Source organism: Pseudomonas sp. QS1027, from assembly GCF_002814235.1.
Taxonomy (GTDB): domain Bacteria; phylum Pseudomonadota; class Gammaproteobacteria; order Pseudomonadales; family Pseudomonadaceae; genus Aquipseudomonas.
Genome location: NZ_PHSU01000015.1, coordinates 74,000 through 99,241 on the forward strand (window position 1 = coordinate 74,000; position 25,242 = coordinate 99,241).

The window sequence follows — 25,242 nt, forward strand, 5'->3', positions numbered from 1 at the left end:
CAACGGTGATCGTACAACCCGGTTGAGCTATGATGCGCGCTCAGCCGTTCAGCCGAGATAGATGTTCGATATGGAAAACCAGAGCGCCGGGCTTCGCCCGACCCGAAAGCGCCGCAGTCTTGCCCAGGAGTTGGTCACCGTGCTCTCCGAGCAGATCCGTGATGGCCAGCTCAAGCGCGGGGACAAGTTACCCACCGAGTCGGCGATCATGGATGCCCATGGTGTCAGCCGCACGGTGGTGCGCGAGGCGATCTCGCGCCTGCAGGCGGCCGGGCAGGTGGAAACGCGCCACGGCATCGGCACTTTTGTGCTGGATACGCCGAGCCCCAGCGGTTTTCGTATCGATCCGGCGACGGTGGTGACCCTGCGCGATGTGCTGGCGATTCTGGAGTTGCGTATCAGCCTGGAAGTCGAGTCGGCGGGGTTGGCGGCACAGCGCCGCAGCGCCGAGCAGTTGGCGGCGATGCGGGCGGCGCTGGATGCCTTGAATGAAAGCGCGGCCCACGCCAGCGATGCGGTGGCTTCGGATTTCCAGTTCCACCTGCAGATCGCCCTGTCCACCGGCAACCGTTACTTCACCGATATCATGACCCACCTGGGCACCAGCATCATTCCCCGGACCCGCTTGAATTCGGCGCGGCTGGCCCATGATGACCAGCAGCACTATATGAACCGGCTGGGGCGTGAACACGAAGAGATCTATGAGGCGATTGCCCGCCAGGATTCCGATGCGGCGCGGGCAGCGATGCGTTTGCATTTGACCAACAGCCGCGAGCGGTTGCGTCAGGCCCATGAAGAGGCCGAGGTGCAGAAGGGCTAAGCGCGATCAATCCGAGAGGGAACGTCCATTATTGTGGCGAGGGGGCTTGCCCCCGTTGGGGCGCGAAGCGGCCCTGAAACCAGCGACCGCGCTCTGTCAGGTAGATTGAGGTACCCGGGTTTACGACTGCTTCGCAGCCGAACGGGGGCAAGCCCCCTCGCCACTTTCCAGGTGTGCTTAACGTTTGTGCAGGATCGTCCGATCCACGCGCACGGCCCATTTCGCCGCTTTTGCCTGCACATCAAATACCACTTGCCCCGTCTCATCCGCCGTCGCCCGGGTAATCGCCACGCCATCGGCCAGCAGTTCCAGCGGCATATCCTTGAGTGACTGACCGGAAGCCAGTTCGAGTTTTACGGTAAAGGTCATGACTGATCTCCCTGTCACTGATGGTTGTCGATAAAGGTGGTGGCCTGGCCGTCCAGCGTGCCGATCAGCTCCGGCGAACCGCCACGGAACTGGCGGAACACATTACGTCCCGTCGCCCCCACCGGCACATTCAGCGTCGGCTGGAAACGATCGGTCAGTTCGGCATAGGCCGTCCACGGGCCGATATAGGACTCATCCAGCCCCTTGGTGTAGCTGAAGGCGTAACGCACGGCATTGCCCGGCAGCCAGTTGGGTTCGCTGGGCGTGCGGCTCTGCCAGCCATCGGCCTTGATGGTCGGGGCCACGCCGGGAGGATTGAGGTAGCCGGCAGGCAAGTTCGGCTTGTAGTCCTTGAGCAGCAGATAGGTACTCCAACCCCACCAGCTGTCGCTCTGGCTGCGGTCGTTGAGGTTGTTGACGTCGTTGCGGCGCAGCACGGTCTTGCCCTTGAGGGCGAACAGCGGGGCGAAATTCAGGCTGTCCTGGCTGTTTTCCACCTTCGCCAGGTCCGGCACCGAACGCAGCGCGGAATAGGCTTCGGGAGGTACGACGACACCGCTGAGAAACACCGCGAAGACTTCATCCACCGATTGCTGCACCGCCTGTTTGACCTGCAGCCGGTTGCTGCTGTCGACGGTGTCGAAATAGCGCTTGTCGCCGTAGCAGTTCCACTTGTCGCCCCGGCCATTGCTGACTTTCAGGCCGAACTTGCTGTCTTCGTCGTGCATGAAGCGGGAGATCAGCGAACCCACATCGCTGGGGGTAACGCTGTCGGCCAGTTGCTTGCGCGGCACCCGCAGATGGCCGCCGGAGAACAGGTCGGTGAGGAAATGATCGGCAAAGGCGTTCATCGCGTAGGCCAATTCCAGGTCCTGGTCGACACCGCTCTTGTGCGCCAGGGCGGCCTGTTGCAGGGCGGCGGCGTGCCCGGCCTGGTAAGCCAGGAGCGCCCATTCGCCGAAGTGGTCCCAGTTGCTCGCGGCCAGTTTCAGGTAACGGCCAAGGGGAAACAGCGGCGAGGCAAAGCTGCCGCCACCGGTGATCTTGTTCCACTCGCCGGAGAGGGTATCGCCCAGTTCGTCGTAGGCTTCGTGAGGCTGCTTGCCGTCCTTGATCGCCTGGTTGGCGGCGTTGATCTCGGTTTTCATCACCTGCAGGATTTTCTGCGCTTCGTCGCGGGAGGCGGGCAGTACCGCCAGCGAGTTGAAGGAAGCGGTAAAGCGTGCCTGCCGGTCGGCCGGGGTGCTGCCGTCGGCGATCGGGCGGTCCGGGATTCCGTAGAAGTCGCCACCCAGGGCGACGATCTGGCCGTAGGTCAAGGCCAGGCCGTTGGTCAGGTGCAGCTCGACCTGCCAGGCCGGAATGGCCGCTACGTCCTTGGCAAAACGCAACTGGGCGCTGTCGCCGATGGCGGTGTGTTCGCCGCCTTCGAAGCGTGCCTGGGGTTTGCCCTTGAGTGCGCTGTCGAACGCCGTTGGCTGGTGATACTTGAGGGTGTGATGACCTTCGGCGAGAAGGATCACCGCCGCGCCATCGCCCGGAATGGCGATACCTTGTTCGGTGAAGAGGCTGTCCAGTTCGGCAATGACCTTGCCGTCGTGCAGCAGGAAATCCTGCGCGTGCTGTGGAGTGGCTGACATGTCTGGCTCCTTGATATGTCGTCTTTTTTATCCAAATTAACTGTATGTATATACAGCTAAAATTGAGCCTAGACGAAAAAAATCCTACGTCAAGGAGGGAAAATCTTGTGGGATCGGTTGAGCGATTCCTGTTGACCTTTGTTATTTAAGTTGTACGATGACGTACGACATCAGCCAGTCTGCGCTGTCTCTTTCATCACAACGTGCTTCCCAGGGTGTTCGAATAATGAATCCACAAGAACTGAAGTCCATCCTCTCCTCCGGCCTGCTGTCCTTTCCGGTGACCGATTTCAATGCCCAGGGCGATTTCCATCGCGCCGGCTACGTCAAGCGCCTGGAGTGGCTGGCCCCTTACGGCGCCACCGCGCTGTTCGCCGCCGGCGGTACCGGTGAATTCTTCTCCCTGGCAGCCAGTGAATATTCCGAAGTGGTGAAAACCGCCGTCGATACCTGCGCCGGTAGCGTGCCGATCCTCGCCGGTGTCGGTGGTGCGACCCGCCAGGCCATCGAGTACGCCCAGGAAGCCGAACGTCTTGGCGCCAAAGGCCTGCTGTTGCTGCCGCACTACCTGACCGAAGCCAGCCAGGAAGGTGTTGCCGCCCACGTTGAAGCCGTGTGCAAGTCGGTGAAGATCGGCGTGGTGGTGTACAACCGCAACGTCTGCCGCCTGACCGCACCGCTGCTGGAACGCCTGGCCGAGCGCTGCCCGAACCTGATCGGCTACAAGGATGGCCTGGGCGATATCGAACTGATGGTGTCGATCCGTCATCGTCTCGGCGATCGTTTCAGCTACCTGGGCGGCCTGCCTACCGCGGAAGTCTATGCCGCGGCCTACAAGGCCCTCGGTGTGCCGGTCTACTCCTCGGCGGTGTTCAACTTCATCCCGAAAACCGCGATGGATTTCTACCACGCCATTGCCCGGGACGATCACGCCACCGTCGGCAAGATCATCGACGACTTCTTCCTGCCGTACCTGGACATCCGCAACCGTCGTTCCGGCTACGCTGTGAGCATCGTCAAGGCCGGGGCGAAGATCGCCGGTTATGACGCCGGCCCCGTGCGCACGCCGCTGACCGACCTGCTGCCGGACGAATATGACGCCCTGGCCGCGCTGATCGACAAGCAAGGCGCACAGTAAGAACGAATAAACAGGCCGCTGAGCAATCAGCGGCTTTTTCGGTTCAGGAGGTTTTCCGTGGCAGATGCAAAACGTTTCGACAACTACATCGGTGGCCAATGGGTCGCCGGTGCCGAGTACTCGGCCAATATCAACCCGTCGGACTTGTCCGATGTCATCGGTGAGTACGCCAAGGCTGACCTGGTCCAGGTGCAGTCGGCCATCGACGCCGCTCGTGAAGCGTTCCCGGCCTGGTCCACTTCCGGTATCCAGGCCCGCAGCGATGCGCTGGATAAAGTCGGTTCGGAAATTCTCGCCCGTCGCGAAGAGCTGGGTAACCTGCTGGCCCGGGAAGAGGGCAAGACCCTGCCCGAAGCCATCGGCGAAGTCAGCCGTGCCGGTAATATCTTCAAGTTCTTCGCCGGCGAATGCCTGCGTCTGTCCGGCGATTACCTGCCGTCGGTGCGTCCGGGCGTCAACGTCGAAGTGACCCGTGAAGCGCTGGGCGTGGTCGGCCTGATCACCCCGTGGAACTTCCCGATCGCGATTCCGGCCTGGAAGATCGCTCCGGCCCTGGCCTACGGCAACTGCGTAGTGCTCAAGCCGGCCGAGCTGGTCCCTGGTTGTGCCTGGGCCCTGGCGGAAATCATTTCCCGCGCCGGTTTCCCGGCCGGTGTGTTCAACCTGGTGATGGGCAGCGGCCGCCTGGTCGGCGACGCCATGGTCAACAGCCCGAAAGTCGACGGCATCAGCTTCACCGGTTCGGTCGGCGTCGGCCGGCAGATCGCGGTCAACTGCGTGTCGCGCCAGGCCAAGGTGCAGCTGGAGATGGGCGGGAAGAACCCGCAGGTCATCCTCGATGACGCCGACCTCAAGCAGGCCGTCGAGCTGGCGGTGCAGAGCGCGTTCTACTCCACCGGCCAACGTTGCACGGCGTCCAGCCGCTTGATCGTTACCGCCGGGATTCACGACAAGTTCGTCGAAGCCATGGCCGAGCGCATGCGTTCGATCAAGGTCGGTCACGCCCTCAAGAGCGGTACCGACATTGGTCCTGTGGTGTCCCAGGCACAACTGGAGCAGGATCTGAGCTACATCAATATCGGCCAGTCCGAAGGTGCGCGCCTGGTCTCCGGCGGTGAGCTGGTGACTTGCGATACCGAAGGCTATTTCCTCGCGCCAACACTGTTTGCCGACAGCGAAGCCTCGATGCGCATCAGCCGCGAAGAGATCTTCGGCCCGGTGGCCAACATCGTCCGCGTGGCCGATTACGAAGCCGCGCTGGCCATGGCCAACGACACCGAGTTCGGCCTCTCCGCCGGTATCGCCACCACCTCGCTGAAGTACGCCAACCACTTCAAGCGCCACTCCCAGGCCGGGATGGTGATGGTCAACCTGCCGACCGCGGGCGTGGACTACCACGTGCCGTTCGGCGGGCGCAAAGGTTCGTCCTACGGTTCCCGTGAGCAAGGTCGCTACGCCCAGGAGTTCTACACCGTCGTCAAAACCAGCTACATCGGTTCGTAACCCGCTTTACCCGCACGGGGCTTTTGCCTGAGGCCTCGTGCGGTACATCACTGAATGTTTTACCCGCGTAAAAAAATAAAGAGTGGGAGTACATCTACATGCAAGCGACCAAGCAGACGCACGTCCGCTATTTGATTCTGCTCATGCTGTTCCTGGTGACCACGATCAATTATGCCGACCGTGCCACCATCGCCATTGCCGGCTCCAGCCTGCAAAAAAGCCTCGGCATCGACGCCGTCACCCTCGGTTATATCTTCTCCGCCTTCGGCTGGGCCTATGTGCTCGGGCAGATTCCCGGCGGCTGGCTGCTCGACCGTTTCGGCTCGAAAAAAGTCTATGCACTGAGCATCTTCACCTGGTCGCTGTTCACTGCCATGCAAGGTTATGTCGGCGAGTTCGGCATCTCCACCGCCGTGGTTGCGCTGTTCATGCTGCGCTTCCTGGTGGGCCTGGCCGAAGCGCCATCCTTTCCCGGTAACGCCCGTATCGTCGCGGCCTGGTTCCCGACCGCCGAACGCGGCACCGCCTCGGCGATCTTCAACTCCGCGCAATACTTCGCCACCGTGCTGTTCGCACCGCTGATGGGCTGGATCGTGTTCACCTTCGGCTGGCAGCATGTGTTCCTGGTGATGGGTTGCCTGGGCGTGGTGTTCTCGCTGATCTGGCTGAAAGTTATCCACAGCCCGCGCCAGCACCCGATGATCAACGACGCCGAGTTCAACCATATCGCCGAGAACGGCGGCATGGTCGATATGGACCAGGGCAAGGTCGCCGGTGGCGGTCCGAAGTGGGACTACGTGCGCCAACTGCTGACCAACCGCATGATGCTCGGTGTCTACCTGGGCCAGTACTGCATCAACGGCATCACCTATTTCTTCCTGACCTGGTTCCCGGTGTACCTGGTGCAGGAGCGCGGCATGACTATCCTCAAGGCTGGCTTCATCGCCTCCTTGCCGGCGATCTGCGGTTTTATCGGTGGCGTGCTGGGCGGGATCATTTCCGACTACCTGCTGCGCCGCGGCCACTCCCTGACCTTCGCCCGCAAGGCGCCGATCATTGGCGGCCTGTTGCTTTCGACCACTATCGTCGCCTGCAACTACGTGGACATCGAATGGATGGTGGTGGGCTTCATGGCCCTGGCCTTCTTCGGCAAGGGCGTGGGTGCACTGGGCTGGGCAGTGGTATCGGATACCTCGCCGAAGCAGATCGCCGGTTTGAGCGGTGGCCTGTTCAACATGTTCGGCAATATCGCCTCCATCACCACGCCGATCGTCATCGGCTACATCATCAGCGCCACCGGTTCGTTCAAGTGGGCCCTGGTGTTTGTCGGCGCCAATGCGCTGTTGGCGGTGATCAGCTATGTGGTGATCGTCGGTGAGATCAAGCGCGTCGAACTGCGCGATCCGCCGGCCGGTCCCAAGCTCAATAGCGAGCCCCGTCTGTCCCAAGCCCATTCCTGAGGAGCGGCGTCATGCAGTTGATTGAACATTCCGACTCGCCGCGCTACATCCGCCTGCACGAGCGCGACAATGTGGTGATCGTGGTCAATGACCAGGGTGTACCGGCCGGTACCGAGTTCCCGGACGGCCTGGTGACCCGCGAGCACATTCCCCAGAGCCACAAGGTGACGCTGGTGGATATCGCCGAGGGCGGCGAAGTGATCCGCTACGGCCAGGTCATCGGTTATGCGTTGCTGCCGATTCCCCAGGGCAGTTGGGTCAAGGAAGATCAACTGCGCATGCCTACCGCGCCGCCGCTGGACAGCCTGCCGCTGTCCACCGATGTGCCGGCGGCCCAGGCGCCGCTTGAGGGCTTTACCTTCGAGGGCTATCGCAATGCCGACGGCACCGTTGGCACGCGCAATATCCTCGGCATCACCACCACGGTGCAGTGCGTCACCGGTGTGCTGGACCATGCGGTCAAGCGCATCAAGGATGAGTTGCTGCCCAAGTACCCCCATGTCGATGATGTGGTCGCATTGACCCACAGCTATGGCTGTGGCGTGGCGATTACCGCCACCGACGCCTATATCCCGATCCGTACCGTGCGCAACCTGGCGCGTAACCCGAACCTGGGGGGCGAAGCCTTGGTCATCAGCCTGGGCTGCGAGAAGTTGCAGGCCGGGCAGGTGATGCACGAAGGCGACAGCTCGGTGGACCTGAGCGAGCCGTGGTTGTATCGGCTGCAGGATTCCAGTCACGGTTTTACCGAGATGATCGAGCAGATCATGGCGTTGGCGGAAACCCGTCTGAAGAAGCTCGATCTGCGGCGTCGGGAAACCGTGCCGGCGTCGGAGCTGATCCTCGGCATGCAGTGTGGCGGCAGCGATGCGTTTTCCGGGATTACCGCCAACCCGGCCTTGGGTTATGCCTCCGACCTGCTGTTGCGGGCCGGGGCGACGGTGATGTTTTCCGAAGTGACGGAAGTGCGCGATGCGATCTACCTGCTGACCTCGCGGGCGGAAAGCCTGCCGGTTGCCGAGGCGCTGGTGCGCGAGATGGACTGGTACGACCGCTACCTGGCCAAGGGCGAGGCTGATCGCAGCGCGAATACCACGCCGGGGAACAAGAAGGGCGGGTTGTCGAACATTGTCGAGAAGTCCCTGGGCTCCATCGTCAAGTCCGGCAGCAGCGCGATCAACGGCGTGCTCGGCCCGGGCGAGCGCTTTACGCGCAAGGGCCTGATCTTCTGCGCGACGCCGGCCAGTGATTTCGTCTGTGGCACCTTGCAACTGGCGGCCGGGATGAACCTGCATGTGTTCACCACCGGGCGTGGAACGCCTTATGGCTTGGCGATGGCGCCGGTGGTCAAGGTTTCGACCCGTACCGAGCTGGCACAGCGCTGGCCGGACCTGATTGATATCGATGCCGGGCGGATTGCCACGGGGCGGGCTTCCATCGAGGACCTGGGCTGGGAGTTGTTCAACTACTACCTGGATGTCGCCAGCGGCCGGAAAAAGACCTGGGCCGAGCAGCACAAGCTGCACAACGACATTACCTTGTTCAACCCGGCGCCGATTACCTGAGGCTCTTGTTCCGCCCGGTGTCGGAGCCATTGCTTGTGAGGGGGCTTGAGGGCCTCTTCGCTGGCAAGCCAGGCTCCTACAGGTTTTGTGTCATGCGCAAAATCTGCGCCTGACGCTGTACTGTAGGAGCCTGGCTTGCCGACGATGAACGATAACGCGGTCTTTCTGCCTAGAACACCGACCAACCAATCCGCTCGCTCAGCAATTCCAGCGCCGCCATGCCCACCAGCGAGTTGCCGGCGACATTCAGCTCCGGTGCCCAGACGCACACGGTAAAGCGCCCCGGCACCACCGCGACAATCCCGCCACCGACACCGCTCTTGCCCGGCAAGCCGACCCGATAGGCAAAATTCCCGGCCTCGTCATACAGCCCGCTGGTGGCCATGATCGAGTTGACCTGCTGGGTCTGGCGCCGGGTCAGGATCTGTTCGCCGCTGTGCTTGCAGAACCCGTCATTGGCCAGGAAGCAGAATGCCCGCGCCAGGTCGATGCAGTTCATGCGCAGGGCGCAGTGGCTGAAATAGCTGCGCAGCACGGCTTCCACATCGTTGTGAAAGTTGCCGAACGACTGCATCAGATAAGCCATGGCCGCGTTGCGCGCCCGGTGCTGGTATTCCGACTCGGCCACCTTGCCGTCCACCATGACCTGCATATTGCCCGACAGGCGCCGGGCGAAATCGCGCATCGACAGCGCCGGGGCGGCGAAGCGCGATTGATTGATATCGCAGATCACCAGGGCGCCGGCGTTGATAAACGGGTTACGTGGACGACCGCGTTCGAACTCCAGCTGCACCAGCGAGTTGAACGGCTGCCCGGAGGGTTCATGGCCCAGCCGCTCCCAGATCGCCTCGCCGGAGTGGTTGATCGCCTGCACCAGGCTGAAGACCTTGGAAATACTCTGGATCGAGAACGGTGTGTGCGCGTCGCCGGCACAGAACATTTCGCCGTCATTGCCATACACGGCAATACCCAGTTGATTGGCCGGCACATCCGCCAGCGCCGGAATGTAATTGGCCACCTTGCCCTGACCGATCAATGGCCGGACTTCATCGAGGATCTCGTTCAACAGCGCTTGCATGCTCGGGCTCGCAGTCACTTCCCGCCGGGTTGCGGGGCTACATGCTGCTAGACGCCGCGTGCAGGCTTCGGAGCACAGTTTTTACGCTCGGGGTTGAGCTGTGGATACGCGTGTGGACCGGATCAGTTAGTACTCGTTGAGACCGGAGCAGAGGCGGGGGTAAACTGCCTGCCCCGTGTAATGTCTGTTGGCTGGAGCCGGTAATGCGCAAAGATAAGAAACAGGTGATTGGTGACGAGATCGGCGATGCGCAGATCAAGTTGTTTCTCGATTTCGAGCCGGTCGACGCCACTTCGCCGTCCCTGCACAAACTGATCAAGGCCTACCGTGGCCTGCGTATCGACGATTTCGAGCGCTTCCTGGGGTTCTTCAAGGAAGCCGGTTACGACCTCGACGGCAAAGACGAGCACGGCCAGGACTTCGTGAGCCTGATCCGCGATCAACGTAATGCCGGCGACTATATCGAGTTGATCGACAACGCTCGCGGGTAAGACTCAAGACCGCGTCGCCTGCATCGCGAGCAAGCTTGCTCCTGCAATACTTCGGCGAACCGATATTTCGCGTACGGCACCGTTCCTGTAGGAGCAAGCTTGCTCGCGATGAACGATAACGCGGATTTTCGTCAAACCCCGATCAAAAAAACGCCCCGCTCTTCAACCGAAGAGCGGGGCGTTTTTGTCAGCGATCACCTCAAGCGTAGCTTTCGGTCTCGCTGCTCGGCTCAACCAGTTCCAGGCGAACGTTGTTCTGCGCATTGATCTGGCGATACAACGCGGCATCTGTCTCCAGGACCTTTTCCCGTGCCGGGAAGATCTCGTGGAGCTTGGCCGCCCACTCACCCTTGGCCTTGTCCGCGAAGCAGCGCTCGATCAGTTCCAGCATGATCGACACGGTCACCGAGGCACCCGGCGATGCGCCGAGCAGGGCGGCCAGCGAGCCGTCCTTGGCCGCGACCAGTTCGGTACCGAATTGCAGGACGCCACCTTTCTTCGCGTCTTTCTTGATGATCTGCACCCGCTGGCCGGCCGTCTCCAGGCGCCAGTCCTCGGCTTTCACCTCCGGGTAGAAGCGGCGCAGGGATTCCAGGCGCTGCTCCATGGACTGCATCACTTCGCTGATCAGGTACTTGGTCAGGTCCATGTTGTCGCGGGCCACGGCCAGCATCGGGCCGATATTGCCAGCACGCACCGACAGCGGCAGGTCCATCAGCGAACCGTGCTTGAGGAACTTGGTGGTGAAACCGGCATAAGGCCCGAACAGCAGGGACTTCTTGCCGTCGACCACACGGGTGTCCAGGTGCGGCACGGACATCGGCGGCGAACCCACGGCGGCCTGGCTGTAGACCTTGGCCTGGTGGTGCTTGACCACGTCCGGGTTGTCGCAACGCAGCCACTGGCCGCTCACCGGGAAACCGCCGAAGCCCTTGCTCTCCTCGATGCCCGAAGCCTGCAGCAACGGCAACGCCGCGCCACCAGCACCGAGGAAGACGAACTTGGCATCGACTTCACGGCTGTTGCCGCTGTTCACGTCCTTGATGCTCACGGTCCAGCCGGCGCCGTTGCGCTTGAGGCCGGTGACGCGCTTGCAGTACTTGACCTGGGCATCGGGTGTGCTGGTCAGGTGCTTGAGCAACTGATTGGTCAACGCGCCGAAGTTGACGTCGGTGCCTTTCATCACGCGGGTCGCGGCAATCGCCTCGTCGGCCGCGCGGCCCGGCATCATCAGCGGCATCCACTCGGCCATCTTCGCGCGGTCTTCGGTGTATTCCATCTCGGCGAAGGCATGGTGCGGATGCATGGCTTCAAAGCGCTTCTTGAGGAAGTCGACGCCTTTTTCGCCCTGGACGAAACTCAGGTGCGGTACCGGGCTGATGAAGGATTTGCACGAGCCGAAGGTGCCTTTCTGGGTCAGATAGGCCCAGAACTGCTTCGACACCTCGAACTGGGTGTTGATGTGCACGGCTTTCTTGATGTCGATGGAGCCGTCAGCCGCCTGCGGCGTGTAATTCAGCTCGCACAGCCCGGCATGGCCGGTACCGGCGTTGTTCCACGGGTTGGAACTCTCCGCGGCACCGGAATCCATCAGCTCGACGACTTCCAGCTTGATCGCGGGGTCGAGCTCCTTGAGCAGCACCGCAAGGGTGGCACTCATGATGCCGGCCCCAACCAGGACCACATCAACTGCTTCGTTATGCGCCATTAACGCGTCTCCAAAATCTGCAGCACCACATTGACGGCATGGCTGCCGGGCATGGGCGGGGCACGTTTGACGTTAGCCCAGCAATGACCCGACCAGGAAGGCCATGTCCGATTCTTCGCAATTTCTTGCAACTTCAGCGGACGCTGCCGGTGGGCCCAAGGTGCGTATGAACGCATGTGCGGGCAACACGGGCAATTCGACTTATGGTCAAGAGCGTCCGATTCGTGCAACCAAATCCGTAAGCGAACAGGCGTCAAGCACCTGTCGGGGTGTATCGGGTCCTGTGTGATGAGGCCGTTGGGGACGCTGATGGTGCCTGTTCAGACGCGAAACTATTCATTTGTTCGCCACACTCTCGTGAAGTTGTGAAAACCCGTTTTTTCACGCTCTTTTGAAGACGTGAACCTCAAAAAAGGGCTGCCGCGGTCTGTCACCGGGCCCGCGGTGCGAATACCGGCCGGGAAGGGCAGGCGGCACGGGCCAACAACTCAGTGAGCGAGCACAAGGGCAGCTCTGGCAGATTCGCTGAAAACGGTGGTTTGCGCAGGTAACAGCAAGCTCGCCGGCTTCACTCGATCTGTGTGGGCGGCTCTCTGTGGGCAGTACGAAGGTGCCGATGCAAGCGCATTGGCGGTGCTGCGAGGCCCGATCAGGAGACGTCCTTATAATCGGGGGGAGATTGTAACTAAGAAACGGGGAGAAATGGTCGTGTTTAATGACTTTTATTCGGCATCTGGTCAGATGCCGGGCAGTGGCGTCGATCGGAGGCCGTGCGCAGGGTTGCAGAACCCTGTGACAGGTTTGTGACGGGAACGCCGGCCGCCCCGGTTTGTCAGACTTTTCAGCAAGCCGTGGTGGCGCTGGTGAGCGACGCCCGGGCCCCGCTATACTCAGCGCCTGAATGATGCCTGGTCCTTGGAGAGATGAGCATGTTGCAACGCCTGTTGTTCGGTTTGATCACTGTAACCAGTTTGACACTTGTCGGCTGTGCCAACAGCCCGCAACAACTCAGCCCGCAGCCCACGCTCACCACTCAGTTGGCGCCGGTCGGTCATGGTCAGCCGGTGGTGGTGCGGGTGGTGGACGGTCGTCGTTCGCCGGTATTGGGCACGCGGGGCGGCCTGTATCCTGAAACCAGCGCCATTACCGTGCAAGGCGCCGACCTGATCCCGAAACTGCAGGCCCAGGCCGACGCGGCCGTACGCCTGTTGGGCTTTACCCCTTCGCCGAATGCGATGAATGCGCCGACCCTGACCGTGACCTTGTCCGACCTGACCTATCAGTCGCCGAAAGAAGGGGTCTATGTGACCGAGGCGACCATCGGGGCCAACTTTCGCTCTGATGTGAGCAACGCCAACCGTCGTTACAGCGGTAGCTACGGGGCGTCGTTGAACCAGCGTTTCGGCATGGCGCCGAACGAAGAGGCGAACACCAAGTTGATCAGCGACGTGTTGAGCGATGCGCTGACCCGGGTGTTCAAGGACCCGAAAATCGGCCAGGTGCTGAGCGAATAATCTGAGTGGTGTGGAGCCGGCTCACGCCGCTTCCACATAAAGATCCAGCATGCTCACCCCGGTCAGCAGATCGGCTTCCGGCAGGTCGGCGTGCTGGTGCCCGCCGAGGGCGCAATAGACCAGCCAGTGGCGGTCCTGGACGTTGAACGACATGGCGTCCACCAGGGCTTGCTGTTCGTCACTGGGGGCGATCAGATAAAGACGATCCTGGTTTTCTGCGTGCAGCATGACAAGCTCCGTGGGCTATCGAGGGGCGACAGACTGGCTTGTTAAGGTGACGTTCCGGTGACAACGGAAATTAACCCGACCGACAGAAACGACAACGGCGCCCATGGGCGCCGTTGTCGTTTACAGATTGTGGCTATGGAAGCCCCAGGCCGGCCTTGACCCGATACTGATTGCGCACCGGCGTGGCGTATTGCTGCACCAGGTACGGACGGTGCTCGGCCGGGCAGGCGTCCAGGCGGCTTTGCCATTGCGCCTCGGCCTTGGCCAGTTCGTCGGCGGCAAACACCTGGGCGGCGCCTGGCACCTGCAACTGCGGATCGGCGTCGCTCCACTGGGCATACGCCAGGTAGTGCACCGGGAACAGGCGATAACCTTCGAGAATCTGCCGGTCCATTTCCGTGGCCAGGACCTTGGTGTCTTCGAATTCATCGCTCAGGGGCGCGGCGAAGTTCACATGCACCCGGCCCTTGTAGCCGGTGATACCCTTGGCGATGCTGACGTCATCCTCGCCCGGGGCCTTGGTGTAGCTGCCGGTGGTGGCGCGGATATACAGCTCGCGGGCCTTGGCCTGGTCGCAGGGATCGTATTCGTAGCTGATGGACACGGGGGTCAGGTTCAGCGAACGGATGACCTCGGCGAACGGCTCGTCCTTGCGGCTCATGTGGAACATTTTCAGGATCGCCGATTCGGTACGGTCGTCGCCGTCCTTGGCCCGTCCTTCGGCCTGGGCGATCCAGATCGACTGGCAATCATGGCGGATCGAATGGTTGATATAGGCCGAGAGCAGTTGATAGGCGGCCATCTTTTCCCGACGTCCGGCGATCGAGCGGTGCACGATAAAACTCTTGTTCAGGCGCATCAGATCGCTGACGAAGGGTTTTTGCAGCAGGTTGTCGCCAATGGCGATCCGCGGCGTGGGCAAACCGGCGTGATACACGGCATAGTTGACGAACGCCGGGTCCATCACGATGTCCCGGTGGTTGGCCAGGAACAGGTAGGCCTGGCCGGACTTGAACTGTTCGACGCCGGTGTAGGTGACGCCGTCGGTGGCGCGCTCGATGGTCTGGTCGACGTAGACCTCGACCTTGTCCTGCAAGGTGGCCACTGATGTCACGCCGGCGAATTCACGGCGCAGGCGGTGGGCGATCAAGGGTCTGAGCAGCCAGCCGAAGGCACCGGCCAGGCGCGGGAAGCGGAAGTGGGTGAGGATATCTAGAAACGCCCGGTCGCCGAACAGCCGGGCCATGACGGCCGGTACTTCACTGTCGTCGTAAGGTCGGATGGTATCGAATTCGCCCATATTCTCTCTTGTTGGAAACGGCTAGGGTAAGTAGAGGTTTGAGTGATAAATAACAAAGCCTGGTCTGGAAAATAAAGCCCAGACATAAAATAGCCTTGCAAATAGACCGGCGATTATACGCACAAGTCACTTCGGAGGCCGCGATGCTGGAAACTGAGCGTTACGAATGTCCCTATTGCGGTGAAATCGGTGAGGCGGTACTGGACTTGTCCGGCGGTGACCAGAGTTATATCGAGGACTGTGCGGTGTGCTGTCGACCGATCACCTTTGTCCTGCAGACCGATGGTGAGGAATGGATGCTCGACGTTTACAGCGAGAACGAGTGATGAGGGCCTCCCTATGCAGCGTATCTACGAGCCGGAAAACCTGATGGAAGGCGAGTTGCTGCAAGGCATGCTCGCCAGTGAAGGGATTCAGGCGCACCTGGTGGGGCGTGACCTGCTGGGTGGGGTGGGGGAGTTGCCGGTCTTCGGCTTGCTGGCCCTGGCGGTGGACAATGACCAGGCGCAATGCGCGCGGGAGCTGATCGCCGCGTACAATGCGGCGCTGCCGCTGGCCGGTGACGAGCCGGAGAGTTTTCCGGATGTGCTGGTCTGTTAGCCTGTCTGTGCAATATTCACCGCGCCGCGAACCCTGTAGGAGCCGGCTTGCTGGCGATGGCGGCCGGATAATCGATGCAGGGCTGACTGGCCCCATCGCCAGCAAGCCGGCGCCTGCAAGGGCCGCGTGTATCTTGATTGCCCCGAGTTTTTGAAAAGAGCCGTATTGCCCCATGTGTGGACGTTATGCCCTGTTTCGCTGGAACCCCACCTTCGCGGCCTTGCCCGGCTTTCCCGCCGACCAGCAGGCGCAGTGGAATATTTCGCCCAATGATTCGGTGCTGATCCTGCGTGCCGCCGAGGGGCAGCGTGAGCTGGCCCGCGCCCGTTGGGGGCTGACCCCGGCGTGGCTGACCGATCTGTCGAAGACGCCGGCCCATGCCCGGGCCGAAACCCTGGCCGAGCAGCCGATGTTTCGCCAGGCGTTCCGCGAGCGGCGTTGCCTGCTGCCGGCCAACGGCTTCTACGAGTGGCGCGGTACCCAGCGCAAGCGGCCTTACTGGCTGACCCCGGCGGAAGGGTCGAGCCTGTTTTTCGCGGCGATCTGGGAAGCCTATCCGGTGGATGGGCATGTCTGGTTGAGCACCGCGGTGGTGACCCAGGCGGCGTCGAATCAGCGGCGCCCCTTGATCCTGGATGCGGCGGGGCAGGAGGCCTGGTTGTCCGCCGACACCTCAATGCCGGATTTGCAGGCCTTGCTGGCCAGTCCCCAGGCGCCTTTGCGCGAGCGGGTGCTGGCCAATCTGGTGAACGATCCGAAGCTCAATGCGCCGGAGTGCCTGACGCCGGGTTGAGCGGGGAGCAAGCCCCCTCGCTCTTGTGTGGCTAAACCTTGAACTGATTGATCAAGCGCCGCTGCTGCTCCGCCAGCTTGGTCAACTGCGCACTGGCCGCGCTCGACTCATCGGCGCCGCCCGCCACTTCGTTGGCCACCTGACCGATATTGATCACGTTGCGGTTGATGTCGTCGGCCACCGCGCTCTGTTCCTCGGCCGCGCTGGCGATCTGGGTGTTCATGTCGTTGATCACCGACACCGCCCGGGTAATGCTTTCCAGCGCCTGGGCCGCCTTGGCCGCGTGTTGCACGCTTTCGTCGGTCTTGGTCTGGCTGTCTTCCATGACCTTGACCACGTCGCGGGTGCCCTGCTGCAACTGCTGGATCATCGACTGGATTTCTTCCGTGGCCTTCTGGGTCTTCTGCGCCAGATTGCGCACTTCGTCGGCCACCACCGCAAAGCCTCGACCCTGCTCGCCGGCCCGGGCTGCTTCGATGGCCGCGTTGAGCGCCAGCAGGTTGGTCTGTTCGGCAATCCCACGAATGGCTGTCAGGATCGCATTGATGTTCTCGCTGTCCTTGGCCAGGGTCTGCACCACGCCGACCGCGCGGCCGATCTCCAGCGCCAGGGCGCCGATGGAGGTCGAGGTGTCCTTGACGATCCGCATCCCGTCGCTGGCGGCCATGTCGGCATGGCTGGCGGCCTGGGCCGCCTGGGTCGCATTGCGTGCCACGTCCTGGGCCGTGGCGGTCATTTCCTGCACGGCGGTGGCCACCTGGTCGATCTCGGCCATCTGCTTGTGCACGCCCTGGTTGGTGCGGATCGCGATATCCGCGGTGTGCTCGGAGGAGTCGCTGACACTCTGCACCGAGGTCACCACCTGGCTGATCATCGCCTGCAACTTGATCAGGAAGGTATTGAAACCCTTGGCGATCGAGCCCAGTTCGTCGGCACGGTCGCTGGTCAGGCGACGGGTCAGGTCGCCTTCGCCCTGGGCGATATCGTCGAGCATGGCGACCATCTGCTTGAGGGGGCGGGCGATGCCGTGGCCCACCAGCCAGATCACCAGCAAGCCGAGGCCGGCGATCACCAGGCCGACCATCGCCATGCCGAAGATATCGGCCTTGCGCTGGGTGTCGAGGTCGCCCTGCAATTTGTGCAGGTCAGCCATGACGGCGTCCAGCGGCAGTTGCAGCATCAGGGTCCAGCGCGCGTCGGTCTGGCCGATGCCGAAAGGCAGGTAGAGCTCGATGGTGCCTTTGTCCTTGTCGACGTTGTAGGTCACTTCGCCGCGATTGAGCTTGCCCATGGTTGCGACTTTGTCGGCCCCGATCACGTCGCCGGCTTTCTCGCCGAATTTGCTCGAATCCTTGGTGTAGGCCACCAGGCGTCCATTGGTGCCCACCAGCGCCATGTTGCCGGCGCCGCCATAGAGTTTCTGGTTGGCGGCCAGCAGCATGTCCTGGATGAAGTTCACCGACAGGTCGGCGCCGACGATGCCCTGGAACGCGCCGTTGAGCAGGATCGGCTCGATAAAGGAGGCGAGCATGACCATCTTGTCGCCGACCTTGTAGGGCGCCGGGTCGATCACGCAGGACTTCCTGGTTTCCTTGGAGCACAGGTAGTACTCGCTGGCGCGAATGCCGGTGGAGAGCAGTTTCTGGTCGTCCACATCCACCAGGCTCGACTCGCCGAGGCTGCCGTCGTCGTTACGGAACCACCAGGGCAGGAAGCGGCCATCCTTGGGGTCGATACCGGCGACCTTGGTGTCGACATAGGCGGCGTCGTTGTGGTCCAGGGCGTTCTTTTCCCAGCCGATGTAGGTGCCGAGGATCTTCGGGTTCTGCTGGACGTTTTCCTTGACCAGGCTGATCAGTTGTTCGCGGCTGAGGCTCAACGCGGGCTTGCCGTCGGCACCGGTGGTACCGATCAAGGTGTTGACCCTGACCAGGCCACCGGCGATCAGCAGTGGCGCTTCGAGTTCGCGCTGGATCTGGCTGACCTGGGTGCGGGCCAGCGCATCCAGGCGCTGCTGGATCACCTGTTCGAATTGCTCCTGGGTGCGCTGTTGCACCATGTCCTGGGTCCTGGCCCCGGAAAACAGGGCGTAGACCACCAGGGCCCCGACCACGCTGAGAATAATGGCCCCGGCCAGGGCCGCGACGGAAAACTGGATCGACTTGAATTTCATGAGAGCCCCGGACGCAAGGAGTGACATCTGCCAGTGTGTATCGGCTGGAGTTTTCACCGGCATGAGGGGGCCGTGACGAAATGGCTGCTTTGGATGCGTGCAGGTCGCAAATGGATAGGTGCGGGGGCTGGCTCCGCCGTGGCTTGGACGGGTTTATGAATCTTTTCCTACGAGAGGCGCGGGATGTATCTGAAGTTGATGTGCTACACGTCGTTTGTATCTGGCATTGATACAAATCACCGCCTAGGATAGTCGCAGTTTCCAGGGAGAGTGTTCATGGCTAGAGCTTGGGTGTTGGGCGCGTTGAGCGCGAGTTTGCTGTTGGTCGGATGCCAGGCGGTTAACACCACCAGCGGTGGGGCGGTCGGGGTTGAGCGCAAGCAGTACATGTTCAGCCTGTTATCGAGCCAGCAGGTCGATCAGATGTATGCGCAGTCGTACCAGAAGACCCTGGGCGAGGCGGGTGGCAAAGGGGTCCTGGACAAGACCAGCGCCAATGCCAGGCGGGTCCAGGCGATTGCCAGGCGCCTGATCGCCCAGGCGCCGACCTTCCGCCCGGATTCGGCGCAATGGCAGTGGGAGGTCAATCTGATCAAGAGTGACGAGCTCAATGCCAACTGTGGTCCTGGCGGCAAGATCATCTTTTATAGCGGCCTGATCGATAAGCTCAAGCTGAGCGACGACGAGATTGCCGCGGTCATGGGCCATGAAATTGCCCACGCCTTGCGCGAGCACGGGCGTGAAGCGATGTCCAAGGCTTATGGGGTCGAGATGGCGAAGCAGGGCGCGGGCGCCTTGTTCGGCCTGGGGCAGGACAGCCTGGCGCTGGCCGATACCGTGGCCAACTACGGCATGACCTTGCCCAACAGCCGGGCGAATGAGAATGAAGCGGACCTGATCGGCCTGGAGCTGGCGGCCCGTGCCGGCTACAACCCGAACGCGGCCATCAGCCTGTGGAACAAGATGGGCAAGGCGGCTGAAGGTGCACCGCCGGAGTTCATGAGCACCCACCCGGCGTCCGGCAGTCGTATCGCCTCGTTGGAGGCGGCGATTCCGAAGGTGATGCCGTTGTATCAGCAGGCCAGGAAGTCCTGAGCCTTTGTCCCGATGCCGTGTAGGAGTCGGCTTGCTGGCGATGAGGCCCTTGAGCCTTGCGCTGCCCATGCGGGCGCCGTCGCCAGCAAGCCGGCTCCTACAGGTCATGTGGCCTAGATCCAGCCGCTGCTCTGCATCGCCTTGTACACCGCGACCACCGCAAGGATGAAGAACGCTGTCGCCGCCAGGCGACGGATCAGGGTCAGCGGCAGCTTGTCGGCGGCGAAGTTGCCCGCCAAGACCACCGGAACGTTGGCAATCAGCATACCCAGGGTGGTGCCGATGATCACCAGCCACAACTCCGGATACTGCGCCGCCAGCATCACCGTGGCGATCTGGGTCTTGTCACCGATTTCCGCGAGGAAAAACGCAATCAGGGTGGTCAGGAACGGGCCGAACTTGCGCGCCGTGGTGGCTTCGTCATCGTCCATCTTGTCCGGTACCAGGGTCCACAGGGCGGTGGCGGTAAAGCTCGCCGCGAGGATCCAGTGCAACACCGCATCGGAGAAGAAACTGCCGAACCAGGCGCCTACCGCGCCGGCTGCCGCATGGTTGGCCAGGGTCGCCGCGACGATACCGGCAATGATCGGCCAGGGTTTGCGAAACCGTGCAGCCAGAATGAGCGCGAGCAGCTGCGTCTTGTCGCCGATTTCGGCCAAGGCAACGATTGCAGTGGGGACGAGCAGGGAATCCAGCATCAGGTTTTCCTAAGGGGCGGGTCGACACGGCTATGACACGTACAGCCTTCCCGCCCCGGGTAAGGTGTTCGTGTCATAGGTCTTGTCAAACCCTGGGCCCGTCTGTGCGGACCGTGGGTCGCATGCGCCATGGTCTGTTGACCAAGTATGTTGACGCATGCCGGACGAGCGTGGCGCTCGTGGGAGACTACTCCCCTAGGACGGAGCGGATTCTGCCTAGGCAAAATCCGTTACGCAAGCCTTCTTTTTCAGCCGCGCTTGGCGCTGTAGACCCGGAAGCCCTGTCCCTCGGCCTTGGTCACGCAGCGCCCGAGATGCTCTTCGATCAAGGGCTGATAGCGCAGGAAGCTGTTCGCCACCAACCGAAGTTCGCCGCCGTTTTTCAGATGTTTCGCTGCTTTTCGCAGCAAGTTCTCCGTCGCCAGGTAATCGGTGTGGACCCCGACATGGAACGGCGGATTGCTCAGGATCGCACTCAAGCCCATGGGCGCGGAGTCGATGCCATCACCGGTCAATACCTCGGCGTCGAGGCCATTGGCGGCCAGGGTCAGGCGACTGCTGGCGGTGGCAAAAGCGTCGACATCGAGCAGGATCACGTGGTTGTGCGGGTAACGCCGCTTCACCGCCGCGCCGAGGACGCCGGCACCGCAACCGAAGTCCAGCAGGTTGCCGCTCGGCAGTTTGTCCAGGTGCTCCAGCAGCAGGGCGCTGCCGCGATCCAGCCGGCCGTGGCTGAACACCCCGGGCAGGCTGACCACCTTGAGCGGCCCTTCGGCCAGGTCCAGTTCGTAATGTTGCGCCAGGCTTTCCAGCGACTTGGCCACCGGCGCCTCGGCCACGGTGACCTGCCACAGCTGGCAATGCCGGGCGCTGTCGAGCTTGCGCGGCTTGCCGAAGGGGTTGAGCTGCTTGGCCGCGCCTTCGATACCGCTGCGTTTTTCCCCGACCAGGAACACCTCGCCACCCGGTAGGCGCGAGGCGACGGCGTTGAGCAGGTAGTCGGTCAGGTCCTTGGACTTGGGCAGGAATATCACGGCGCTGTCGAACGGGATCTCGGGGATATTCACGCCAAAATGGCTGCGGCCTTCGAAGCGTGCTTCGAGTGCCGCCTGATCGCCGGCGTGCCAGCACCAGCCGTGGGCGTTGGGCAGGCGTCCGAGCAGGTCGTCGGCGGGCAGCCCGGCGAGCAACAGCTTGCCCTGGAAATATTCGGCCTGACGAAGCAGTACTTCACTGCGCGGATCCATGGTCTGCTCCCTGAAAAAAGTGCCGCAGTCTATCAACTGACAACCCGCAACGCTGCCCCATTGAAGAAGCCCAAGGCGTTTTCCGCCAACTGGCCGACAATTCGTTGCCGGGCTTCACGGCTGCCCCAGGCGTTGTGCGGGGTGACGATCAGGCGCGGAATGTCGCCGGCCAGCAGCGGGTTGCCGTTGGTGGGCGGTTCGACGCTCAGCACATCGGTGGCGGCCCCGCCCAGATGGCCGCTGCGCAGGGCATCGGCCAGGGCCAGTTCGTCGATCAGGCCGCCACGGGCGGTATTGACCACAAAGGCCCCGGGCTTGAGCTGCGCGAGTTCCGCGGCGCCGATGAAGTGGCGGGTGTATTCGTTGAGCGGGCAATGCAGGGTCAGCGCATCGACCTGCGGCAGCAGTTGTTCCAGCGGCACGCGATCGGCCCGGGCCGGACGCCCGGGAATCTGCCCGAGCAGCACCCGCATGCCGAAGGCTTCGGCGAGTCGTGCCACTGCGCCACCGAGTTCGCCATGGCCGAGCAGGCCGAGGGTCTTGCCTTCCAGCTCGACAATCGGGAAGTCCAGCAGGCAGAACTGTTTGGCCTGTTGCCAGCGGCCTTCGCCGACGGCTTTCTGGTAGTCGGTCAGGCGTGTGGCCAGGGCCAGCAGCAACATCAGGGTGTGCTGGGCCACCGACGGCGTGCCGTAACCCTGGCAGTTGCTCACGGTAATGCCCTGGGCGCGGGCGGCGGCCAGGTCGACATTGTTGGTGCCGGTGGCGCTGATCAGGATCAGCTTCAGGTCGGGGCAGGCGGCCATGGTAGCAGCGGTCAACGGGACCTTGTTGCTGATGGCGACGCTGGCGCCTTTCAGGTGTTCGACGACCGTCTCCGGTGTGGTCGCGGGACACAGCCGCAGCTCATCGAAGCAGGCCCGCAGCGGATCGAGGTCCAGATCGCCGAGATCCAGGGAAGGGTGATCGAGGAATACCGCGCGGCGGGAGTTGCTCATCAACTGTACCTTTTGTGCTGTCGGGTGAAAGCGTAAGGTAGCCAGCCTAACAGACCTATTCAGTGACTGAGGAGCCCATCGCCGTGTCCATCTACCTGACGGAATTCCTGACCGTTGCCCTGATTCACCTGCTGGCGGTGGCCAGTCCCGGCCCGGACTTTGCCGTGGTGGTGCGCGAGAGCGTGACCCATGGCCGACGTGCCGGCACCTGGACCGCGCTGGGCGTCGGCACGGCGATTTTCCTCCACGTGGGCTACTCGCTGCTGGGTATCGGCCTGATCGTGTCGCAGTCGATCGTGCTGTTCAATGCCTTGAAATGGTTGGCGGCGGCCTACCTGCTGTACATCGGCTTCAAGGCCATCCGCGCCAAGCCGGCCCAGCCGGTGAACGACGAGCTGGCCTTGCAGGTGGGCGAGCGCACCGCGCGCGGCGCCTTCACCTCGGGCTTCGTGACCAATGGCCTGAACCCCAAGGCCACGCTGTTCTTCCTCTCGCTGTTCACCGTGGTGATCAACCCGCACACGCCGCTGCTGGTCCAGGCCGGCTACGGCGTTTACCTGGCCGTGGCCACCGCGCTGTGGTTCTGCCTGGTGGCGATGCTGTTCAGCCAGCAGCGTGTGCGCGCCGGTTTTGCCCGCATGGGTCACTGGTTCGACCGGACCATGGGCGCGGTACTGATCGCCATCGGCGTGAAGCTGGCCTTCACCGAGATGCATTGATGGCGCTGAACTGGTTCAGGGCATTCAGGTAGTCCCGCGGGTTGTCGCCGAGCAGGCGGCGAAACATCGAGCTGAAGGCCCGGGCGCTGCCATAGCCCAACACCTTGGCCACGTGCTGCACGCTTTCCCCGGCGATCAGGCGTGGCAAGGCCTCCATCAGGCGCAGTTGCTGGCGCCAGGCATTGAAGTTCATCCGCACTTGCTGCTGGAACAGCCGCGCCAGGGTCCGGGTACTGGCGCCGACCTGCTGTGCCCAGTCTTCCAGGCTGTTGGGGTGATCCGGGGTTTCCAGCAGGGCCAGGCAGATCCGTTGCAGGCGTCGGTCGGTCGGCATCGGGATATGCAGCGGCAGGTTCTCCAGGGCCGCCAGTTCCTCCAGCATAAGCTGCTGGATCAGCGGGTTGCTCGCCTGTTCCGGCCCTTGCACCGCACGCACGATCAGCTCCCGCAGCAACGGCGTCACCGCCAGCACACAGCAACCGCGGAGGTTGGCCGGCGAATACTCGGCGGCGATAAATAACGACCGCATGCGCACTTCGCCGCTCATGAAAATCTCATGCTCGACCCAGGGCGGAATCCACACGGCGCGGGTCGGCGGAATGATCCACGCGCCTTCGGCGGTGACCAGGCGCATGACTCCACACACGGCATAGAGCAACTGCGCTTCCTGATGGACGTGCAGTTCCTGGTGTGCGCCGTCGACGTAGTCGCGGGGATAGGCGCTGACCGGCCCGTGTAGGAAGTGGCTGATTAACATGTCCGATTCTACAAGTCTGTCTGGTTTGATGAGTTTGTTGGCAGAAATGCGTTTTGTCGCCAATTTAGCATAACGGACCGATAACAATCCTGACGTGTGTGCCGCGATGAACCAACCCCGAAACGTAATCCGCTACATCAATGCAGCCCATGTGATCGACCACATGTTCATGCTGATTTTCCCTGCCGCCGTGCTTGGCATGGGCCAGACCTTCGGCCTCGACTTCGCCCAGATGATCGGCCTGTCCCTCGGTGGCTTCATTGCCTTCGGCGCCTGTTCGCTGCCGGCTGGCTGGCTGGGGGACCACTGGAGTCGACGGAGCATGATGCTGCTGTTCTTCTTCGGCATCGGCGCTGCGTCGATCTTTACCGGCCTGAGCAGCACGGCGCCGATGCTGACCCTGGGACTGACCCTGGTGGGTGTCTTCGCCGCGATCTACCACCCGGTGGGCACCGCGATGCTGGTCAGCTACGCGCAGAACCGTGGCCGTGAAATCGGCGTCAACGGCATGTGGGGCAACCTCGGCGTGGCGTTTTCGGCGCTGGTCACCGGCTTTCTGGTGGCGCAGTTCGGCTGGCGTTCGGCGTTTATCCTGCCGGGGGCGGTGTCGATCATCCTTGGCGTGCTGTTTGCCTGGCAGGTGCGCGAAGAGCCGATTCCGGTGCAGCCCCATGTGAAACTGCGCAACGCCAGCGGCCAGCAGATTTCCATGGTCATGGTGTTCAGTGTCCTGGCGCTGGTCACGGCCACCGGCGGGGTGGTGTTCAACGCCACTACCATGACCTACCCGAAGCTGTTCCAGGAGCGCCTGCATGAGTGGCTCGCCTCGCCGCAGTTGCTCGGGGTGATCGTCAGCCTGGCCTACGCCTTTGGCGCGGTGGCGCAGTTGAGCATCGGGCGGATGCTCGACCGCGTGAGCCTGAAATGGCCGTTCGTGGTGCTGACCCTGTGCCAGGCGCCGTTGCTGTTCGGCCTGGCCTATGTCGACGGCCTGTCGGTGATGGTCCTGGGCGCGGCACTGATGTTCGTGGTCTTCGGCCAGGTGACGGTGAATGACGCGATGGTCGCCAATTTTGTCGCGCCGCAGTGGCAATCGCGGGTCTTTGCCTTGCGCTATTGCCTGTCGTTCGGGGCCAGCGCGACGGCCATTCCGTTGATCGCCTTTGTCGAGCCGCGCCAGGGGTTTGCCGGTCTGTACCTGATCCTCGCGGGCTTTGCCGCGCTGACCTTTGTCGCCGCGCTGGTGTTCCCGCGTACCCCGGCCCAGCAGCCAGCGGGGCAGCCAGCCTGAGCCTGGATGGAGGTTTTCGTGGGTGCTGGCTGTGAGCTAGCACCCACGTTCGTCTGC

The 25,242-nt window shown here is 62.4% G+C and carries 24 protein-coding genes, 1 pseudogene and 1 riboswitch; of the genes and pseudogenes, 13 read left to right on the forward strand and 12 right to left on the reverse strand.

Annotated features, from left to right (window positions below):
• Positions 1-70 precede the first annotated feature (70 nt).
• Entirely contained in the window at positions 71-820 is a 750-nt protein-coding gene (locus CWE01_RS14595; protein WP_100941242.1) for a FadR/GntR family transcriptional regulator, read from the forward strand.
• A gap of 177 nt (positions 821-997) precedes the next feature.
• On the opposite strand, the gene CWE01_RS14600 is transcribed toward CWE01_RS14595, so the two are convergent.
• Together CWE01_RS14600 and CWE01_RS14605 are read right to left on the reverse strand one after the other, a co-directional pair.
• Positions 998-1,189 (reverse strand): hypothetical protein, encoded by a 192-nt coding sequence (locus tag CWE01_RS14600; RefSeq protein WP_100941243.1) that lies wholly within the window; start codon positions 1,187-1,189, stop codon positions 998-1,000.
• 14 nt (positions 1,190-1,203) lie between these two features.
• Positions 1,204-2,829: a phospholipase gene (locus tag CWE01_RS14605; protein WP_100941244.1), complete on the reverse strand. Its 1,626-nt coding sequence runs from the start codon at positions 2,827-2,829 to the stop codon at positions 1,204-1,206.
• Positions 2,830-3,055: 226 nt separating this feature from the next.
• On the opposite strand from CWE01_RS14605, the gene kdgD reads away from it, so the two are divergent.
• The 4 genes from kdgD (at position 3,056) to garD (ending at position 8,495) form a co-directional block, all read left to right on the forward strand.
• Positions 3,056-3,967 carry a 5-dehydro-4-deoxyglucarate dehydratase gene (gene kdgD / locus CWE01_RS14610; protein WP_100941245.1) on the forward strand — a complete coding sequence of 304 codons (912 nt, stop codon included), beginning with the start codon at positions 3,056-3,058 and terminating at the stop codon, positions 3,965-3,967.
• 57 nt (positions 3,968-4,024) lie between these two features.
• Complete coding sequence (locus tag CWE01_RS14615) at positions 4,025-5,470, forward strand: aldehyde dehydrogenase family protein (RefSeq protein ID WP_100941246.1); 1,446 nt, start codon at positions 4,025-4,027, stop codon at positions 5,468-5,470.
• 98 nt (positions 5,471-5,568) lie between these two features.
• On the forward strand, positions 5,569-6,930 hold the full coding sequence (locus CWE01_RS14620) for an MFS transporter (protein ID WP_100941247.1): 1,362 nt from the start codon (positions 5,569-5,571) through the stop codon (positions 6,928-6,930).
• An 11-nt stretch (positions 6,931-6,941) separates the two neighbouring features.
• Positions 6,942-8,495, forward strand: a complete 1,554-nt coding sequence (garD, locus tag CWE01_RS14625) for a galactarate dehydratase (protein WP_100941248.1) — start codon at positions 6,942-6,944, stop codon at positions 8,493-8,495.
• Between the two features lie 169 nt (positions 8,496-8,664).
• Here the strand turns inward: garD and glsB are convergent, their stop codons facing one another.
• The gene (glsB, locus tag CWE01_RS14630) at positions 8,665-9,573 is read right to left on the reverse strand and encodes a glutaminase B (protein WP_100941249.1); all 909 of its coding nucleotides are present in this window, start codon (positions 9,571-9,573) and stop codon (positions 8,665-8,667) included.
• Positions 9,574-9,776: 203 nt separating this feature from the next.
• On the opposite strand from glsB, the gene CWE01_RS14635 reads away from it, so the two are divergent.
• Positions 9,777-10,064, forward strand: coding sequence for a PA4642 family protein (locus CWE01_RS14635; protein WP_100941250.1), 288 nt, complete (start codon positions 9,777-9,779; stop codon positions 10,062-10,064).
• 199 nt (positions 10,065-10,263) lie between these two features.
• Here CWE01_RS14635 and mqo read toward each other — a convergent pair whose 3' ends face one another.
• Positions 10,264-11,772: a malate dehydrogenase (quinone) gene (gene mqo, locus CWE01_RS14640; protein WP_100941251.1), complete on the reverse strand. Its 1,509-nt coding sequence runs from the start codon at positions 11,770-11,772 to the stop codon at positions 10,264-10,266.
• Between the two features lie 929 nt (positions 11,773-12,701).
• Here mqo and CWE01_RS14645 point away from each other — a divergent pair.
• Entirely contained in the window at positions 12,702-13,286 is a 585-nt protein-coding gene (locus tag CWE01_RS14645) for a YajG family lipoprotein (protein WP_100941252.1), read from the forward strand.
• Between the two features lie 21 nt (positions 13,287-13,307).
• Here the strand turns inward: CWE01_RS14645 and CWE01_RS14650 are convergent, their stop codons facing one another.
• The gene (locus CWE01_RS14650) at positions 13,308-13,514 is read right to left on the reverse strand and encodes a hypothetical protein (RefSeq protein ID WP_100941253.1); all 207 of its coding nucleotides are present in this window, start codon (positions 13,512-13,514) and stop codon (positions 13,308-13,310) included.
• 133 nt (positions 13,515-13,647) lie between these two features.
• A complete protein-coding gene (locus CWE01_RS14655; protein ID WP_100941254.1) occupies positions 13,648-14,814 on the reverse strand; it encodes a 1-acyl-sn-glycerol-3-phosphate acyltransferase in 1,167 nt (388 codons plus the stop codon).
• 143 nt (positions 14,815-14,957) lie between these two features.
• On the opposite strand from CWE01_RS14655, the gene CWE01_RS14660 reads away from it, so the two are divergent.
• The 3 genes from CWE01_RS14660 (at position 14,958) to CWE01_RS14670 (ending at position 16,207) form a co-directional block, all read left to right on the forward strand.
• Positions 14,958-15,140 carry a CPXCG motif-containing cysteine-rich protein gene (locus tag CWE01_RS14660; protein ID WP_100941255.1) on the forward strand — a complete coding sequence of 61 codons (183 nt, stop codon included), beginning with the start codon at positions 14,958-14,960 and terminating at the stop codon, positions 15,138-15,140.
• A gap of 13 nt (positions 15,141-15,153) precedes the next feature.
• Positions 15,154-15,414, forward strand: coding sequence for a putative signal transducing protein (locus CWE01_RS14665; protein WP_100941256.1), 261 nt, complete (start codon positions 15,154-15,156; stop codon positions 15,412-15,414).
• 172 nt (positions 15,415-15,586) lie between these two features.
• The gene (locus CWE01_RS14670) at positions 15,587-16,207 is read left to right on the forward strand and encodes an SOS response-associated peptidase (protein WP_100941257.1); all 621 of its coding nucleotides are present in this window, start codon (positions 15,587-15,589) and stop codon (positions 16,205-16,207) included.
• Between the two features lie 31 nt (positions 16,208-16,238).
• On the opposite strand, the gene CWE01_RS34285 is transcribed toward CWE01_RS14670, so the two are convergent.
• Positions 16,239-17,081, reverse strand: coding sequence for a methyl-accepting chemotaxis protein (locus CWE01_RS34285; RefSeq protein WP_371917142.1), 843 nt, complete (start codon positions 17,079-17,081; stop codon positions 16,239-16,241).
• A 15-nt stretch (positions 17,082-17,096) separates the two neighbouring features.
• Positions 17,097-18,443: pseudogene (locus CWE01_RS34290) on the reverse strand (HAMP domain-containing protein); the annotation flags it as partial.
• A gap of 213 nt (positions 18,444-18,656) precedes the next feature.
• Here CWE01_RS34290 and CWE01_RS14680 point away from each other — a divergent pair.
• Positions 18,657-19,475, forward strand: a complete 819-nt coding sequence (locus tag CWE01_RS14680) for a M48 family metallopeptidase (RefSeq protein ID WP_100941259.1) — start codon at positions 18,657-18,659, stop codon at positions 19,473-19,475.
• 113 nt (positions 19,476-19,588) lie between these two features.
• Here the strand turns inward: CWE01_RS14680 and CWE01_RS14685 are convergent, their stop codons facing one another.
• The 3 genes from CWE01_RS14685 to CWE01_RS14695 form a co-directional block, all read right to left on the reverse strand.
• The gene (locus CWE01_RS14685; protein ID WP_100941260.1) at positions 19,589-20,173 is read right to left on the reverse strand and encodes a TMEM165/GDT1 family protein; all 585 of its coding nucleotides are present in this window, start codon (positions 20,171-20,173) and stop codon (positions 19,589-19,591) included.
• A gap of 88 nt (positions 20,174-20,261) precedes the next feature.
• Positions 20,262-20,381: riboswitch (yybP-ykoY riboswitch) on the reverse strand.
• Between the two features lie 40 nt (positions 20,382-20,421).
• On the reverse strand, positions 20,422-21,420 hold the full coding sequence (locus CWE01_RS14690; protein WP_100941261.1) for a class I SAM-dependent methyltransferase: 999 nt from the start codon (positions 21,418-21,420) through the stop codon (positions 20,422-20,424).
• Positions 21,421-21,452: 32 nt separating this feature from the next.
• On the reverse strand, positions 21,453-22,418 hold the full coding sequence (locus CWE01_RS14695; RefSeq protein ID WP_100941262.1) for a 2-hydroxyacid dehydrogenase: 966 nt from the start codon (positions 22,416-22,418) through the stop codon (positions 21,453-21,455).
• Between the two features lie 89 nt (positions 22,419-22,507).
• Here CWE01_RS14695 and CWE01_RS14700 point away from each other — a divergent pair, with 89 nt between their 5' ends.
• Complete coding sequence (locus CWE01_RS14700) at positions 22,508-23,137, forward strand: LysE family translocator (protein ID WP_100941406.1); 630 nt, start codon at positions 22,508-22,510, stop codon at positions 23,135-23,137.
• Here CWE01_RS14700 and CWE01_RS14705 read toward each other — a convergent pair.
• Positions 23,121-23,894: a helix-turn-helix domain-containing protein gene (locus tag CWE01_RS14705; protein WP_100941263.1), complete on the reverse strand. Its 774-nt coding sequence runs from the start codon at positions 23,892-23,894 to the stop codon at positions 23,121-23,123. The two genes, CWE01_RS14700 and CWE01_RS14705, sit on opposite strands and share 17 nt — an antisense overlap.
• 106 nt (positions 23,895-24,000) lie before the next feature.
• On the opposite strand from CWE01_RS14705, the gene CWE01_RS14710 reads away from it, so the two are divergent.
• Positions 24,001-25,185 (forward strand): MFS transporter, encoded by a 1,185-nt coding sequence (locus CWE01_RS14710; RefSeq protein WP_100941264.1) that lies wholly within the window; start codon positions 24,001-24,003, stop codon positions 25,183-25,185.
• The last annotated feature ends 57 nt before the right edge of the window (positions 25,186-25,242 follow it).

Excerpts from the sequence above, each read along its gene's own strand:
- CWE01_RS14595 (WP_100941242.1), top strand. The coding sequence starts at position 71 with ATGGAAAACCAGAGCGCCGGGCTTCGCCCGACCCGAAAGCGCCGCAGT.
- CWE01_RS14600 (WP_100941243.1), bottom strand. The coding sequence starts at position 1,189 with ATGACCTTTACCGTAAAACTCGAACTGGCTTCCGGTCAGTCACTCAAG.
- CWE01_RS14605 (WP_100941244.1), bottom strand. The coding sequence starts at position 2,829 with ATGTCAGCCACTCCACAGCACGCGCAGGATTTCCTGCTGCACGACGGC.
- kdgD (WP_100941245.1), top strand. The coding sequence starts at position 3,056 with ATGAATCCACAAGAACTGAAGTCCATCCTCTCCTCCGGCCTGCTGTCC.
- CWE01_RS14620 (WP_100941247.1), top strand. The coding sequence starts at position 5,569 with ATGCAAGCGACCAAGCAGACGCACGTCCGCTATTTGATTCTGCTCATG.
- garD (WP_100941248.1), top strand. The coding sequence starts at position 6,942 with ATGCAGTTGATTGAACATTCCGACTCGCCGCGCTACATCCGCCTGCAC.
- glsB (WP_100941249.1), bottom strand. The coding sequence starts at position 9,573 with ATGCAAGCGCTGTTGAACGAGATCCTCGATGAAGTCCGGCCATTGATC.
- CWE01_RS14635 (WP_100941250.1), top strand. The coding sequence starts at position 9,777 with ATGCGCAAAGATAAGAAACAGGTGATTGGTGACGAGATCGGCGATGCG.
- mqo (WP_100941251.1), bottom strand. The coding sequence starts at position 11,772 with ATGGCGCATAACGAAGCAGTTGATGTGGTCCTGGTTGGGGCCGGCATC.
- CWE01_RS14645 (WP_100941252.1), top strand. The coding sequence starts at position 12,702 with ATGTTGCAACGCCTGTTGTTCGGTTTGATCACTGTAACCAGTTTGACA.
- CWE01_RS14650 (WP_100941253.1), bottom strand. The coding sequence starts at position 13,514 with ATGCTGCACGCAGAAAACCAGGATCGTCTTTATCTGATCGCCCCCAGT.
- CWE01_RS14655 (WP_100941254.1), bottom strand. The coding sequence starts at position 14,814 with ATGGGCGAATTCGATACCATCCGACCTTACGACGACAGTGAAGTACCG.
- CWE01_RS14660 (WP_100941255.1), top strand. The coding sequence starts at position 14,958 with ATGCTGGAAACTGAGCGTTACGAATGTCCCTATTGCGGTGAAATCGGT.
- CWE01_RS14665 (WP_100941256.1), top strand. The coding sequence starts at position 15,154 with ATGCAGCGTATCTACGAGCCGGAAAACCTGATGGAAGGCGAGTTGCTG.
- CWE01_RS14670 (WP_100941257.1), top strand. The coding sequence starts at position 15,587 with ATGTGTGGACGTTATGCCCTGTTTCGCTGGAACCCCACCTTCGCGGCC.
- CWE01_RS34285 (WP_371917142.1), bottom strand. The coding sequence starts at position 17,081 with ATGATCAGCCAGGTGGTGACCTCGGTGCAGAGTGTCAGCGACTCCTCC.
- CWE01_RS14680 (WP_100941259.1), top strand. The coding sequence starts at position 18,657 with ATGGCTAGAGCTTGGGTGTTGGGCGCGTTGAGCGCGAGTTTGCTGTTG.
- CWE01_RS14685 (WP_100941260.1), bottom strand. The coding sequence starts at position 20,173 with ATGCTGGATTCCCTGCTCGTCCCCACTGCAATCGTTGCCTTGGCCGAA.
- CWE01_RS14690 (WP_100941261.1), bottom strand. The coding sequence starts at position 21,420 with ATGGATCCGCGCAGTGAAGTACTGCTTCGTCAGGCCGAATATTTCCAG.
- CWE01_RS14695 (WP_100941262.1), bottom strand. The coding sequence starts at position 22,418 with ATGAGCAACTCCCGCCGCGCGGTATTCCTCGATCACCCTTCCCTGGAT.
- CWE01_RS14705 (WP_100941263.1), bottom strand. The coding sequence starts at position 23,894 with ATGTTAATCAGCCACTTCCTACACGGGCCGGTCAGCGCCTATCCCCGC.
- CWE01_RS14710 (WP_100941264.1), top strand. The coding sequence starts at position 24,001 with ATGAACCAACCCCGAAACGTAATCCGCTACATCAATGCAGCCCATGTG.